Annotated in this window: 10 protein-coding genes; 8 read left to right on the top strand and 2 right to left on the bottom strand. The window is 69.6% G+C overall.

What is annotated here, in order from left to right; all coding sequences use genetic code 11:
• Positions 1-20 precede the first annotated feature (20 nt).
• From B0I29_RS00590 to B0I29_RS00555, 8 genes are all read left to right on the top strand, one after another.
• A complete protein-coding gene (locus tag B0I29_RS00590; protein ID WP_111646809.1) occupies positions 21-1,094 on the top strand; it encodes a sugar ABC transporter substrate-binding protein in 1,074 nt (357 codons plus the stop codon).
• On the top strand, positions 1,091-2,092 hold the full coding sequence (locus B0I29_RS00585; RefSeq protein ID WP_220091246.1) for an ABC transporter permease: 1,002 nt from the start codon (positions 1,091-1,093) through the stop codon (positions 2,090-2,092). The genes B0I29_RS00590 and B0I29_RS00585 overlap by 4 nt, the downstream gene beginning before the upstream one ends.
• A complete protein-coding gene (locus B0I29_RS00580; protein ID WP_111646808.1) occupies positions 2,089-3,606 on the top strand; it encodes a sugar ABC transporter ATP-binding protein in 1,518 nt (505 codons plus the stop codon). The genes B0I29_RS00585 and B0I29_RS00580 overlap by 4 nt, the downstream gene beginning before the upstream one ends.
• Positions 3,603-4,562: an ABC transporter permease gene (locus B0I29_RS00575; protein ID WP_111646807.1), complete on the top strand. Its 960-nt coding sequence runs from the start codon at positions 3,603-3,605 to the stop codon at positions 4,560-4,562. Before B0I29_RS00580 ends, B0I29_RS00575 begins: the two co-directional genes overlap by 4 nt.
• An 11-nt stretch (positions 4,563-4,573) precedes the next feature.
• On the top strand, positions 4,574-6,055 hold the full coding sequence (locus tag B0I29_RS00570; RefSeq protein WP_111646806.1) for an aldehyde dehydrogenase family protein: 1,482 nt from the start codon (positions 4,574-4,576) through the stop codon (positions 6,053-6,055).
• On the top strand, positions 6,052-6,642 hold the full coding sequence (eda, locus tag B0I29_RS00565; protein ID WP_111646805.1) for a bifunctional 4-hydroxy-2-oxoglutarate aldolase/2-dehydro-3-deoxy-phosphogluconate aldolase: 591 nt from the start codon (positions 6,052-6,054) through the stop codon (positions 6,640-6,642). Before B0I29_RS00570 ends, eda begins: the two co-directional genes overlap by 4 nt.
• Positions 6,639-7,736 (top strand): sugar kinase, encoded by a 1,098-nt coding sequence (locus tag B0I29_RS00560; RefSeq protein ID WP_111646804.1) that lies wholly within the window; start codon positions 6,639-6,641, stop codon positions 7,734-7,736. The genes eda and B0I29_RS00560 overlap by 4 nt, the downstream gene beginning before the upstream one ends.
• A 147-nt stretch (positions 7,737-7,883) precedes the next feature.
• Complete coding sequence (locus B0I29_RS00555) at positions 7,884-12,137, top strand: LamG-like jellyroll fold domain-containing protein (RefSeq protein ID WP_111646803.1); 4,254 nt, start codon at positions 7,884-7,886, stop codon at positions 12,135-12,137.
• 47 nt (positions 12,138-12,184) lie between these two features.
• Here the strand turns inward: B0I29_RS00555 and B0I29_RS00550 are convergent, their stop codons facing one another.
• Positions 12,185-13,069, bottom strand: coding sequence for an alpha/beta fold hydrolase (locus B0I29_RS00550; RefSeq protein WP_111646802.1), 885 nt, complete (start codon positions 13,067-13,069; stop codon positions 12,185-12,187).
• A gap of 106 nt (positions 13,070-13,175) precedes the next feature.
• Positions 13,176-14,375: a serine hydrolase domain-containing protein gene (locus B0I29_RS00545; RefSeq protein ID WP_111646801.1), complete on the bottom strand. Its 1,200-nt coding sequence runs from the start codon at positions 14,373-14,375 to the stop codon at positions 13,176-13,178.
• Positions 14,376-14,492: the final 117 nt, after the last annotated feature.

Here is a 14,492-nt window from a genome sequence, read left to right as displayed (position 1 = left end):
ATAAGAGATCGAGGATCGACATGAAGAGTTCCGCGACGATAATCAGCCTGTCCCTGATGGCCGCCGTCCTGGCCGGCTGCACCGAGGAGGCCGGTGGCGACAACGCCGCTGCCGAGTCGGGCAGCTGCGAGTCAGCCGACGTCCGGCTGGTGGGCCAGGTTCGTAACGAGTCCAACCCGTACGAAGCCTCCTGGCTGGCCGGCGGTGACGCCTTCGCCCAGTCGGTCGGTCTCAAGCAGGAGCGCCTCACCTACGACGGTGACTCCACCAAGCAGCAGGAACAGATCAGCCAGATCCTCGCCGGCGACACCAAGTGCCTGGTCATGAACGTGCTGCCGAACGGCGACTCGGACACCGCGCCGATCGTCAAGGGCGCCGACAGCGCCGGCGCGTACCTCGTCACCCAGTGGAACAAGCCGGCCGACCTGAAACCGGCCGACCACAAGACCTGGCTCAGCCACATCACCTACAACGGCGTCGAGTCGGGTCAGCAGATCGGTGACGCGCTCGCCACCGCGATCGGCGGCTCCGGCGGCATCATCGCGCTGCAGGGTGTGCTCGACACCGCTGCCGCCAAGGACCGGTTCGCCGGCCTCGAGGCGTCGCTCGCCAAGAACACCGGCGTCAAGCTGCTCGACCAGCAGGCCGCCAACTTCTCCCGCGCCGAGGCACTCACCGTCACCAAGACGCTGCTCACCAAGCACGGTGACAACGTCAAGGGCATCTGGGCCGCCAACGACGACATGGCGCTCGGCGCCCTGGAAGCGCTCCAGCAGGCAGGCAAGGCCGGCAAGGTCGCTGTCGTCGGTATCGACGCCGTCCCGGACGCGGTCGGTGCCGTGCAGAAGGGCGACATGACCGCCACCGTCTCCAGCGACGGCACCTGGCAGGGCGGCATCGGCCTGGCGATCGGGTACTGCGTCGCCACCGGCAAGTTGAAGGCCGCCGACATCGCCGCCGACAACCGGGCGTTCTTCGCCAAGCAGTTCCTCGTCACGAAGGACAACGCCGCCGGCTTCGCGACGCCGAAGACGAACCCCGCGGACTTCGAGTGCGCCAACGTCTTCAACCGTGTGGCCGGGCCACTGACGTGACGCTGACTTCCGCGGTCGCCACCGCGCCTCGCCGCCAGTCCCGGCGAGGCGCGTCGTTCCGAGACGCCGGCCCACCGGTCGCGCTGGTCGTCATCTTCGGAATCTTCGCGGCCCTGAGCCCGCAGTTCCGCAGCGTGGACAACGTCCAGAACATCGTGGACGCGGCCGCGGTGCTCGCCGTCGTCACCTCCGGCATCACGTTCGTGCTGATGATGGGGTCGATCGACCTCTCCGCGGCCGGCGTGATGGGCGCCTCCGCCCTGACCGTGTCGCTGCTGGTGGCCAACAACCGTAACGACAACGATTACGGGCTGCTCGGCATCGGCGCCGCCGTGCTGCTGGGCTGCGCGTTCGGCTGCCTGAGCGGGCTGGCCCTGGTGCTGCTGAAGGTGCCGTCGTTCATGGCCACGCTGGGGGTGTCGGCCATCGGGCTCGGCGTCGCGACGCTGATGTTCGCCGGCGTCCAGCCCAACATCACCGACACCATGCTGGAGAGCTGGGCGATCGAGCGCTTCCTCGGCTTCTCCTACCTGGCCTGGATCGCCGCCGCGTGCATCCTGGTGGGCTGGCTGATCCAGCGGTACACCCGGCTCGGCCGGTACGCCTTCGCGATCGGCGGCGCCGAGGAGGTGCTCACGCTCTCCGGGGTGCGGGTGAAGCCGTACAAGGTCGCGGTCTTCACCCTGGCCGGCGCCTTCTACGGGTTGGGTGGGGTCATGGTGACCAGCCAGCTCGGCGCCGGCCTGGTCCAGGCCGGCGACGGATACGACTTCTCGGCCATCACCGCCGCCGTGGTCGGCGGCACCCTGCTCACCGGCGGCCGCGGCGGAATCCTGCACTCCGCCGTCGGAGTCCTGCTCGTCATGGTGCTCACGAACGGTCTCGTGCAGGTCGGAGTCAGTCCCTACTGGCAGGGCGGTGTCGAGGGCCTGATCGTCGTGGCCGCGGTCGCCGCCGCCGTCATCCCGCAGCGTCGGAGAAACCAGGTGGTCAAGTGAGCGTGCCGGCATTGGAGGTCCGTGGCCTCGTCAAGCACTACCCGGGGGTGAAGGCGCTCGACGGCGTCGACCTGGTGGTCCGGCCCAACGAGGTTCTCGGCCTGGCGGGCGAGAACGGCGCCGGTAAGTCCACGCTGCTCAAAGCGTTGGTCGGCCTGGTCGCCCCGGATGCCGGCGAGATTTTCGTACGCGGCGAGCCGGTCAGACTGCGCAGCGTCGTCGAGGCGGCGAACCACGGCATCGGGATGGTCTTCCAGGAGCAGTCGCTGGTGCCCAACCTGACCGCCGCGGAGAACATCGTCCTCGGCAGCGAAGGGTCCGCGGTCCGCCGGGGCGTCTACCGCTGGGACACGATGCGCCGGCTGGCACAGGAGCAGCTCGACAAGATCGGCTCGGACATCGACCCGCTGGCGCGTACCGACTCGCTCTCCTTCGCCGAACGGCAGATGGTCGAGATCGCGAAGGTGCTGCGCATCGAGGAGCGCAGCCAGCACCCGCCGGTGATCATCCTGGACGAGCCGACCTCGGTGCTGGAGTCGAAGGAGATCGAGACCCTCTTCGCCCAGATCCGCCGGCTGCGCGAGTTCGCCTCGGTCGTCTTCGTCTCGCACCGGCTCGACGAGGTGCTCGACGTGTGCGACCGGGTGACGGTGCTGCGCGGCGGGCAGTCGGTCGGCGAGGTCGCCACGGCCGGCGCGGTGCCGGGGGAGCTGCACAAGTTGATGATCGGATCGACCGGGTCCGACGACCACTATCACTCCGGCGCGGCATCGCTGGTGGCCGCGGAACAGCCTCGGTTGAGCGTACGAAAGCTGTCTGGAAGGTCTTTTCAAGAAGTTGACCTTGATGTCGCGGCGGGCGAGATCGTGGGGATCGTCGGTGTGCACGGATCCGGTCGTGAGGACGTCTGCCGGGCGCTGTTCGGTGCCGAGCCGACGACGGCCGGGGAGATCCGGATGGACGGCAAGAAGATCGACCTCCCGCACACCCGGGCCGCCTGCGCAGCCGGCATCGGATATGTGCCGGCCGAACGCAAGATCGAGGGCATGGTCGGCGCGATGTCGGTGGCCGACAACATGACCCTGACCAAGCAGAAGGCCCGCTGCACGGGACCGTTCGTGGCGCCGAAGAAGCAGGCCACGCTGGTGGATCGATGGATCGAAAGGCTTTCCATCCGTACGCCCGGACGCGACACCGCGATCGGCCGGCTGTCCGGTGGCAATCAGCAGAAGGTGGTCCTCGCGCGCTGGCTCGTCGGCGGTGACATCAAGCTGCTGCTGCTCGACCACCCGACGCGTGGCCTGGACATCGGTGCCCGCTCGGAGGTGTACCGCCTGATGCGTGAACTCGCCGGCAGCGGCGTCGCCACCGTGCTGCTGGCCGACAGCCTCGAGGAGGCCATCGGCATGGCCGATCGCATCCTGGTGATGAGCGACGGACGGGTCGTGGCCGAGGTCGCCTGCCCGAACGGCGGCAAGCCGAGCCCGCTGGATCTCGTGAAAGAGATGGTATGACCACTCACGTCGCTGCCTTCAGACTGCCGGTGCGTATCACCGGGTTCATGCCGCTCATCGCCCTGGTCACGCTGGTGGCCGCACTCACTGTCGCCGACGCGGATTTCCTGACCCAGCGCAGCCTGACCGCGGCGCTGCGGACCGCCGCGCCGCTCATCGTGCTCGCCGCGGGGGCGACGCTCGTCGTCCTCTGTGGCGGCATCGACCTGTCCATCGCGGCGCTGGCCTCGCTGTCGACCGTCCTGCTGGCCCTGTGGCTGCCGGACCTCGGCGCGCTGGCCACACCGGCGGTCATCGCGGTCGCCGCGACGATCGGCGCGGTGCAGGGCCTGGCCCACGTGCTGCTGCGGATCCCGTCGTTCATCGTCACCCTCGGCGGGCTGAGCATCCTCTCCGCGGTCGCCCTGGTCGTCTCCGGCGCCGGCACCGTACGCGTCGTCGACGACTCGACGGTCAAATGGCTCGACCTCTACCTCGGCGGATACCTGCCGATGTCGGCGGTGATGGCGTTCGTCGTGGTCGCCGTGATCGCCGTGGTTCTCACGGTGACCCCGCTGAAGAGCTGGATCTCGGCCACCGGTTACTCCGAGTCGGCGGCGCGCCTCGCCGGTACCCCCGTCGACCTGGTCAAGGTCGGTGCGTTCTGCGTCTCCGGCGCCTGTGCCGGATTCGCCGCGGTCATGCTCGTGTCCCGCCAGTTCAGCGGCGGGCCCACGATGGCCGACAACCTGCTGCTGCCGGCGGTCGCCGCGATCGTCGTCGGCGGCACCGCGATCACCGGTGGGCACGGCAGCGTGTGGCGAAGCCTCGCCGGCGCGCTCGTCGTGACACTGCTGCGGGTCGGCCTGCCGATCGTCGGTGTGCCGTCCGCGTACGAGCAGATCCTGTACGGCGTGATCATCGTCGTCGCGGTGGCGCTGACTCTCGACGGTTCCAAAGTCTCGATCATCAAATAAGAAAGGTCGTCATGTCGGATCTTCTCCCCGCCGTCCGCTCGTTCCTGTCTTCTCCCAAGCAGCTGCTCATCGACGGTGACTGGGTCGACGCCAAGGACGGCCGGACCTTCGCCACCGTCAACCCGTCGACCGAGGAGACGCTGGTCCAGGTCGCGCAGGCGTCGGCGGTCGACGTCGACCGCGCGGTCGTGGCGGCCCGGTCGGCGTTCGAGTCCGGCCCGTGGTCGCGGATGACCCCACGAGACCGCTCGCACCTGCTCTGGCGCATCGGCGACCTGATCGAGGCGCACGCCGACGAGTTCGCCCAGCTGGAGGCCCTCGACAACGGCAAGCGCGTCGAGGCGGCCCGGGACGGTGACGTCGCGGTCTCGGCCGAGCTCTTCCGGTACTTCGCGGGCTGGGCGACCAAGATGGAGGGCACGACCATCCCGATGTCGGTGCCGGGTCGCGAGTTCCACGCCTACACCCGCCGCGAGGCGGTCGGCGTCGTCGCGGGCATCGTGCCGTGGAACTTCCCGCTGCTGATGGCCTGCTTCAAGATCGTCCCGGCGATCACCGCGGGCAACACCGTCATCCTCAAGCCGGCCGAGCAGACCCCGCTGACCGCCCTGCGCCTCGGTGAGCTGCTGCTGGAGGCCGGCGTGCCGGCCGGTGTGGTGAACATCCTGCCCGGATTCGGCGACACCGGGGCCGCACTGGTCGACCACCACGGCGTCGACAAGGTCGCCTTCACCGGCAGCACCGAGGTCGGCAAGAAGATCGCCGCCGCGGCCTCGGTCAACCTCAAGAAGGTCTCCCTGGAGCTCGGCGGCAAGGCCCCCAACATCATCTTCAACGACGCGGACATCGACGCCGCCATCGCCGGCGCGGTGCTGGGCGGCTACTTCAACGAGGGGCAGTGCTGCGTCAACGGCTCGCGCCTCTACGTCCAGCGCGGTGTCTTCGACCGGGTCGTGGAGGGCGTGGCCGCCGCGGCCCGCGCGATCACGGTGGGCGACGGCTTCGACGCGAACTCGCAGATGGGCCCGCTCGTCTCGCAGGAGCAGCACGAGAAGGTACTGGGCTACATCCGTGGCGCGGTCCGCGACGGCGCCGTACTGAACGCGGGCAGCGCCGACGCGATCGGTGACCGTGGCTTCTTCGTGGCGCCGACGCTGATCACCGGTGTCACCGAGCAGATGGCGGTGCAGACCGACGAGATCTTCGGTCCGGTCGTGACCGCGATCCCGTTCGACACCGAGGACGAGGTCGTCGCGGCCGCGAACAACACGGTGTACGGGCTCGCCGCCGGCGTCTGGTCGAACAACATCGGCACGGCGCACCGCGTCGGCGCCCGTCTGCGGGCCGGCACGGTGTGGCTCAACACCTGGCACGCCGACGACGTCACCCTGCCGCGCGGTGGCTTCAAGCAGTCCGGCTGGGGCCGTGAGCTGGGGTCGTTCGGCCTGGACGACTACACCGAACTCAAGACCGTGATCGCCGAGCTGCGATGATCGGGGATTTTCGCGTCATTCCGGTCGTTGTTCTGCACGATCCGGCCTCCGCTGACGATCTCGGGGCAGCGCTGGTCGCCGGTGGGCTGCCGATCGCCGAGGTCACCTTCCGCACCGAGGGGGCGGCGACCGTCCTGCGTCGTCTCGCCCAGCGCGGCGACCTGACGGTCGGTGCCGGCACGGTCATCAAGGCCGCGCAGGTCGACCAGGCCTACGAGGCGGGCGCCAGGTTCGTCGTGTCGCCCGGTCTGAGTGCCGAGGTGGTGCGCCGGTGCCAGGCTCTCCACCTGCCGGTGATCCCCGGGGTCAGCACCGCCACCGAGATCATCGCGGCGCTGGACCTCGGCCTGGACACCGTCAAGTTCTTCCCGGCCGAGGCCAGTGGCGGTCTGCCGACGGTCAAGGCCCTGGCCGCGGCCTTCCCCCAGGTCAGGTTCGTCCCGACCGGGGGGATAACCGCGCAGAGCGCGCGTTCCTATCTCGACCATCCGGCCGTCGCGGCCGTCGGTGGGAGCTGGATGGTGGCGCCGGATCTGCTGGCCGGCAAGAAATGGGACGAGGTCGCGGAGAGGTGTGCGATTTTATGATCACCATCAGGCCTGCCGAGGACTGCGAGTTCGACATCGTGGCGCTCGGCGAGGTGATGCTGCGGCTCGATCCCGGCGCCGGCCGGGTACGCACGGCCCGCACCTTCGACGTGTGGGAGGGCGGCGGGGAGTACAACGTCGCCCGCGGGATGCGCAAGGTGTTCGGGCTCCGGGCCGCGGTGGTGACCGCGTTCGCGGACAACGAGATCGGCCGCCTGGTCGAGAACCTGATCATGCAGGGCGGCGTCGACACGTCACTGATCCGCTGGGAGAAGTACGACGGCATCGGCCGCACGGTGCGCAACGGGCTCAACTTCACCGAGCGCGGTTTCGGCGTACGCGGAGCCGTCGGGGTGTCTGACCGCGCCCACACCGCGATCGCCAATGTGCGACCGGGCACGATCGACTGGGACGACCTGTTCGGCCGGCGCGGGGTCCGCTGGCTGCACACCGGCGGGATCTTCGCGGCCCTGTCGGAGAACGCGGCAGCCGTGGCCGAGGAGGCGATGGCCGCCGCGCAGCGCCACGGCACTGTCGTCTCGTTCGACCTCAACTACCGGCCCAGCCTGTGGGCCGGCATCGGCGGCACCGAGGTGGCGCGGGAGGTCAACACCAGGCTGGCCCGGCACGTCGACGTGATGATCGGCAACGAGGAGGACTTCACCGCCGCACTCGGGTTCGACGTCGCGCACGTCGACGAGCTGCTGTCGGCGCTGCCGATGGACAGCTTCACCGAGATGGTCGGCACGGTGGCGGGCAAGATGCCCTGGCTCTCGGTCGTGGCGACCACTCTGCGGACTGTCCACAACGCCAGTGCCAACGACTGGCAGGCGATCGCCTGGTCACCGGGGACGGGTGTGCTGTCCTCGGCCGCGCGTGACCACCTCGGCATCTTCGACCGGGTCGGTGGTGGCGACGGGTTCGCCTCCGGGCTGATCTACGGCCTGCTCCAGGGGGAGGAGCTCCAATCGTGTCTGGAGCTGGGTGCCGCGCACGGCGCGCTCGCGATGACGACGCCGGGGGACACCTCGATGGCGACCCGTGAGGAAGTCCTGGCGCTCGCCGGTGGAGGCAGCGCTAGGGTGCGTAGATAGGTTTTCAGTTCACATATGAAGACCTGTTCTATTTTGGTTCATATATAAAGATGCAGTTCTTGACTATGCATCCATGAGCGTCATACGTTCAGGCTCGTGGCGGCGACCGTCCTCGCCGCCACGTCAGCCGAACTCCTGGGAGCTCTTATGAAAGTGCCCCGCTTCCCCTTGCTCGCCCGACTCGGCGCGGCGTTCCTCACGTTGTCGCTGGTCGCCGGATCGGTGTCCCCCGCCCCGGCCAGCGCCGTCGCCCGGGTCGCTGCCGTCGACGACGGCCGGCTCAACGTCCTGCTGTTCTACAAGCCCAACTTCCACGCCTCGAACGTCCAGGCGCGCCAGGCCGTCCGGGAACTCGTCACCCAGCTCGGCACGCAGTACGGCCAGCCGGTGGACCTGACCGAGACCGACGACCCCGCGGTATTCACCACCGCGGGCCTCGCCGTCCGGGACACCGTGGTCTTCGCGCAGACCGGTGGCGTGCTGTTCAACGCGGCGCAGCGCACCGCCCTTGAGGGATACATCCGTGGTGGTGGCGGTTTCACCGGCCTGCACTACACCGGATGGTCGGTCGGCGAGAGCGAGCACGACGTCAACCCGTTCTACGCCCGCCTGGTCGGCGCGGTCTCCGAGGGCCACCCGGAGAACCCCGGCGTCCGGCCGGGCCGGGTGGTCGTGAAGGCCACCGGCCACCCGCTCACCCAGGGTGTGCAGGCCGAGATCACCCGCAGCGACGAATGGTACGACTGGGTCGTCAACCCGGCGCCCAGCGTGCGTACCCTGCTCGAAGCCGACGAGGCGTCGTACGGCGGGGGACGTCAGGGCACCTCGCATCCGATCACCTGGTGCCAGAAGATCGACTCCGGCCGGTCCTGGTACACCGGCATGGGCCACGAGGGCACCGCGTACTCCGAGCCGTTCATCCGGGCCCAGCTGAAGAACGGCATCGCGTACGCCGCCGGGCTGCTGCCGGCCGACTGCTCACCGCCGGCGAAGGACGGTGCCGGCGCCTGGAGCGGTGTCACACCGTGGCCGCTCATGCCGATCAACATGGCGCTGACCTCGGACGGCAAGGTGCAGTCGTTCGGCAGCGTCGGCGGGTGGGCCACCGACACCACTCCGTACGACTGGACCGGCAACGACGCGATCACCCAGGGCGGCCAGATGGAGGTCGACGTCTGGGACCCCGCCCAGGCACGCACCCTGTCCAACCTGCGCGCCGGGATCCTGCCGAACGTCAGTTACACCGACCTGTTCTGCTCGATGCAGGTGCAGAGCCCGCACGACCACTCCACGATGACCGTGGGTGGTGACGACGGCCTGGGCGGCAACTCACCCAACGACGCGGCCGTCGGCGTCACCAGTTACACCACCAACAACGGGCTGCAGAACGAAGCGCCGATGAATTACCCGCGGTGGTACCCGACCGGCACCACGATGCCCAACGGTGACATCGTCGTGCAGGGCGGCAGCCTCCGCGGCGGACCGGGCGGGCCCGGCGTGCTCACGCCGGAGATCTACGCACCGACCCAGGGCTCGGGCTGGAAGACGCTCGACGGCGCCACCAGCGCGGTGGCCTACGGCGACGGCAGCACCGATGAGAACCGCTGGTGGTACCCCCGGGCCTTCGTGGCACCGGGCAGCGGGAACCTGTTCAACATCAGCGGCACCCAGATGTTCGAGCTCAACCCGGCCGGCAACAACGGCACCGGACAGCTCACCCTGCGGGGCACCCTGCCCAGCGGTATCGCCAACCAGGGCGCCAACGGCAACCCGGTCGGCGCCACCTCCACCGCCACCATGTACCGCCCCGGCAAGATCCTCCAGGTCGGCGGCGGCTGGTGGGGCAACGGCGGCGGCCCGGACGGCGCGCGCGCCGGCTTCACCGTCGACATCACCGGTGGCACGGCCAGCCCGGTCATCGCGGCGACCGACCCGATGAAGTACCAGCGCCACTGGGCCACCTCGACGGTCCTGCCCGACGGCGACGTGCTGGTCACCGGCGGCGGCCGGGAGAACAACGGCGCCGGCGGATACGTCACCAACGCCGAGATCTGGGACCCGGACTCCGGTGACTGGACCGAGGTCGCGGTGCCGTACGAGCACGCCCGGCTCTACCACTCGGCGGCCCTGCTGCTGCCCGACGGCCGCGTGATGATGGGCGGTGGCGGTGCTCCCGGCCCGCGCAACTACACCGACGTTGAGTACTACTCCCCGTCATACCTGTTCGACGGCGACCAGCCCGCCACCCGCCCGGTGATCAGCACCGCGCCCCAGAAGATCGGTTACAACGGCAACTTCGCGATCACCGCGTCCGGCACCGTCTCCCGGGTCACGCTGGTCCGCAACGGGTCGGTCACCCACGGCTTCAACAACGACCAGAACTTCCAGGACCTGCAGTTCACCCAGTCCGGTGGCACGGTGAACATCACCGCGCCGGTCAACGGCACCTACGCGCCGCCCGGGTCGTACATGCTGTTCGCCTGGAACGCCGCCGGCACCCCGTCGGTCGCGAAGATCGTCCAGATCGACCCGGCGGTGAAGCTCACCCAGCTGAACCCGCGGGTCGTCGACCAGTTCGAATACCCGATCGTGCCCGCCGAGTGGCGTACCGCGAACCCGCCGGCGACCGTCGACGTCCCCGCAGCCGGCAACCGGATGTCACCGTGGACGGTCCAGAGCCAGGTCCAGCTGGTGCGCGGCGCCTCCACCGGTCAGGGCGGCCTCGGCCTCACCGGTTACCAGCTCGGCCTGGGCGCCGCGGGCAGCATCAGACGCACCCTCACCGACCTCACCCCAGGCGGCACCTATCGGATCTCGCTGCGTTACGCACGCGACAGCCGGTCGGCCGCCGGGTCCGGCTCGGCGACAGCTGCGCTGTCGATCGGCAACCTCAGCGCCACTCTCACGGCCGCGACCAGCCTGCCTTCCACAGGAGCCTTTGGTACGTACGTCGGCACCTTCACGGCCGCGACGGCGACGCAGACCCTGACCTTGACGGGGACCGGCGTCGGCGTGATGGTCGACGACCTGGTGATCGTGGGTGACGACCCGCCGCCGCCGGTTGCCGGTGTCCCGGTCCGATACGAGTTCGAGGAGGGCCAGGGCACCACGGCCCCGAACACCGGCGCACCCGGCGGCCCCGGGCCGGCCGTCCTGACCGGAACCACCGGCTGGTCCACCAGCGGTGTCATCGGCAAGGCGGTCAACCTGCCGGGCGGCAGCAACACCAACGCGGTGGACCTGCCGGACAACCTGCTGCAGAACGCGACGAACTTCTCCACCGGGTTCTGGGTACGCCCGGACGCGTTGAACAACTGGACCGGCCTGTTCCACATCGGTGACGGGCTGGGCTCCGCCGGGAGCTACTTCCAGATCCAGATGCAGACCCAGGCGGGCGGCAGCACCGGGCTCGCCGCCACCTTCAAGGCGAAGACCAGCGCCGCCGAGGAACGGGTCTACGCCAGCCCGGTCCGCGACGTGACCGCCGGCCAGTGGAACCACGTGGCCTTCACCCGACAGGGCTCGATCGGCACGCTCTACCTCAACGGCGAGGCGATCGCGAGCCGCAGCGACCTCACCATCGGCATGACCGCGATCGGCCCGACCACCAACAACTGGCTGGGCCGCAACGGATACCCCGACCCGGCGTTCGACGGCCTGATCGACGACGTACGCCTCTCCACCTCGGCACTGAGCGCCGCCGCCGTGGCCGCGATGTACAACGAGGGCGCCGGAGTCCGGTACACCTTCGACGAGGGCCAGGGCGTCTCCGCCGCGAACATCGGGACGAAGACGTCGATCGGCGCGGCCACCCTGCAGGGCACGACGGGCTGGGCCACCGGTGGCCGGATCGGCGGCGCGGCGTCGCTGCCGGGCGGCGCCGCGAGCACGGGCAACCAGGTCCGGCTGCCCGACAACGTCGACGCCGGCTTGGACGAGCAGTTCACCGTGTCCTTCTGGGCACGTCCGGACGCGTTGCCGAGCTGGGTGCCGCTGCTGCAGATCGGCAGCAGCACGGACACGTTCTTCCTGCTCCAGTCGGCCACGAACGGCGGGACCACCGGCTTCGGGGCGACCTTCAAGGCGCCGGGGGTGGCCGCACAGGAGCGGCTCCTGCTCGGCGCCGGCCGGGATCTGCCGCTCAATGATTGGACGCACGTGGTGTTCACGATGAACGGCTCCACCGGAAGGATCTACTTCAACGGCGTCCAGCAGGCCATCCGCACCGACTTCCCGATCAACATCGGCGACGTGGGCGTGGGCGGTGCCACCACGGCCAACTTCCTCGGCGGCACCAGCTGGGGCGACGCCAGGTTCGACGGCCTGATCGACGACTTCCGCCTGTTCAACGCCGAGCTCAGCGTTGAGCAGGTGAACCAGCTCTACACCGGTCGGCGGTAGTGGTTGTGGGCCCCGGGAATTCTTCCCGGGGCCCACGCTGTGCCTGGTCAGCTGCCGAGGAAGCCGGCGATCGCCTGCCGCAGCGCCGCGACATTGCCGATGAGCACGTGCCCACCGCTCTCCAATTCGAGGGTACGGGCGTCGCGCAGCCGGGCGGCGAACCGTACGAGGTCGTCGTGGGGTGCCAGCAGGGCATGCGCGGCGTTGATGATCAGCACCGGGCAGCCGATCCCCGCGACATCGATGCGGTCGGCGAGGGCGTGCGGCGCGACCACGACCCGGTCGTGGACGGTGCCCGCACGGCGAGGAGCCAGCGGAAACATCGTCGCGTTGATCGCGTCGAGCTCGTCGCGATGCTCCTTCGGAAGCTTCGCCGGCGGCGCTCCGGCGGCCAGCTTCACCACCGCGGGAACCTTCGTGGTCAGCCAGAGCAGGAACTGTGCCCGGCTCAGGGCGCGGACCGCCGGAATCGGAGGCAGCGGCGCCCGTCCGGTCAGCGGCAGCAGGGGCGACTCGACGACCAGGCGCCGGACACGCCCGGGATGGTCCGCGGCCAGCTGAAGTGCCGGTACCGAGCCGGCGGAGAGGCCGACCACATCGGCTCGCTCGACACCGAGGTGATCCAGCAGTTCGACCAGGACGGCGGCCTGGCCCGCGACCGATGCCTGGCCGGGAAGGCCGGAACCGGGATAACCGAACCGGGACGGACTGATCACATCGTGGTCCGGTCCCAGGCGGCGCTGCGCCCAGTCGACGCCCTGATCCCAGCCGCCGCCGCTGCCGTGCAGCACCAGAACAGGCCGACCGGCACCGAACCTGGCGAAACGGACCGCCCCCTGGGAGGACGGGAAGTCGGCCACCGGCACGATCGGATTCGCCAGGCGACGGTACGCCGTGACCATGTCATCGTGGTACCGCTTCGGGAAGCCCATCCGGTGATCGTCGCACCGCGACGCGCCGATGTCGCTGCGCGGCTTGGCCGCGGATCCCCGAGGTGGTCCGCAGCGGCGAGTCCGGAGTGACCTCGATCCGTTCGTGTCAGACCTTCGGCAAACGTATTCCCAGCGCCGGGAACAGCCCCGCCGTCGCTGTGGCTCTGGCCGCCGGAGCGGTCACCCCGAACGCGGTCAGCGCCAGGTCGAGCAGTGCCTCCCCGAAGTCACCGAGCCACGGATTGATCGACACGGTGAGCTGTGTGGCGGCGTCCGGTGTGGAGAACGAGTAGGTCAGATAGCCGAAGATGCCGCCGTCGTGCCCCCACAACGTCGGGCCGCCGGGCAGCGGCTGCTGGAAGATGCCGAGGCCGTAACCGATCTCGCCGACCGGGTTCGCCAGCATCTCGGCGAGCTGCGGCCGGCGCAACAGCCGTCCACCCAGCAGCGATCGGAAGAACCGGTTGAGGTCCGCCGTGGTCGAGACGATCTCACCGGCGGCGTACGCCATCGACGGGTTGAGGTCGGTGAAGTCCAGCGGAACGATCTCGCCGTTCTGCTCGATCGGTTCGTACCCGTGCGCGTGCGGCCCGTCGATCGTGGTATCGGTGCCGGGCACCTCGGTGCCGGTCAGCCGCAGCGGCCGCAGGATGCGCCGCTCCACCTCTTTTGCGTACGGGCGACCGGTCACCCTGCGCACGATGAGGCCCAACAGGATGTAGTTGGTGTTCGAGTACGACCAGGAGGTGCCCGGCTCGAACAACGGCGGCCGCTCGGCGGCAAGAGCGACGAGCTCCTCCGGCCGGAACGTGCGATACCGCGCGTCCAGAACGTCCTCGACGGATCCGAACAGCGCCTCGGTGTAGTTGAACAGCCCGCTGGTGTGCTGCAGCAGGTGCCGGATGGTGATCCGGGCACCGCCCGGCACCGCGCCCGGCAGCCAGCGTTCCAGAGTGTCGTCGAGGCGCAGCCGGTCCTCGCCCACCAGCTGGAGTATTACGGTGGCGACGAAGGTTTTGGTGATGCTGCCGATGCGGAACCTGCCGCCGGGCACCGGCCGGGCCGGATGTCCGAGCCGTGCCACCCCGCTGGCCCCACGCCAGCTGCCGGACGGGCTGTCCACGCGGGCCAGGGCCGCTGTTGCCCCGGTGCCCACGATCTGATCCAGAGCGGCCTGCAACGCGGCCCGGTCCAGGCCGCCTGGCTCCTTGCCGCCTGCCGATGCTTCGGCCCGTGACGTGATTCCGGCGCTCGCGGCGAACACGGCTGCGGCGGATCCGGTAAGTACGGCTCTGCGGTCAGGCATGATGCGTCTCCCCCCGAACGACAATTACCTCGACGACGCTGCCACGGCCAGTGAAGGCGGTCAATCGATGGCGTCCCTGGTCGCACCCTTACGGGGCTTGTAGGGGTGCAACCTCAG

The organism is Actinoplanes lutulentus (assembly GCF_003259845.1).
GTDB classification, from domain to species: domain Bacteria; phylum Actinomycetota; class Actinomycetes; order Mycobacteriales; family Micromonosporaceae; genus Actinoplanes; species Actinoplanes lutulentus.
This window is presented reverse-complemented; position numbering and strand designations above follow the sequence as displayed.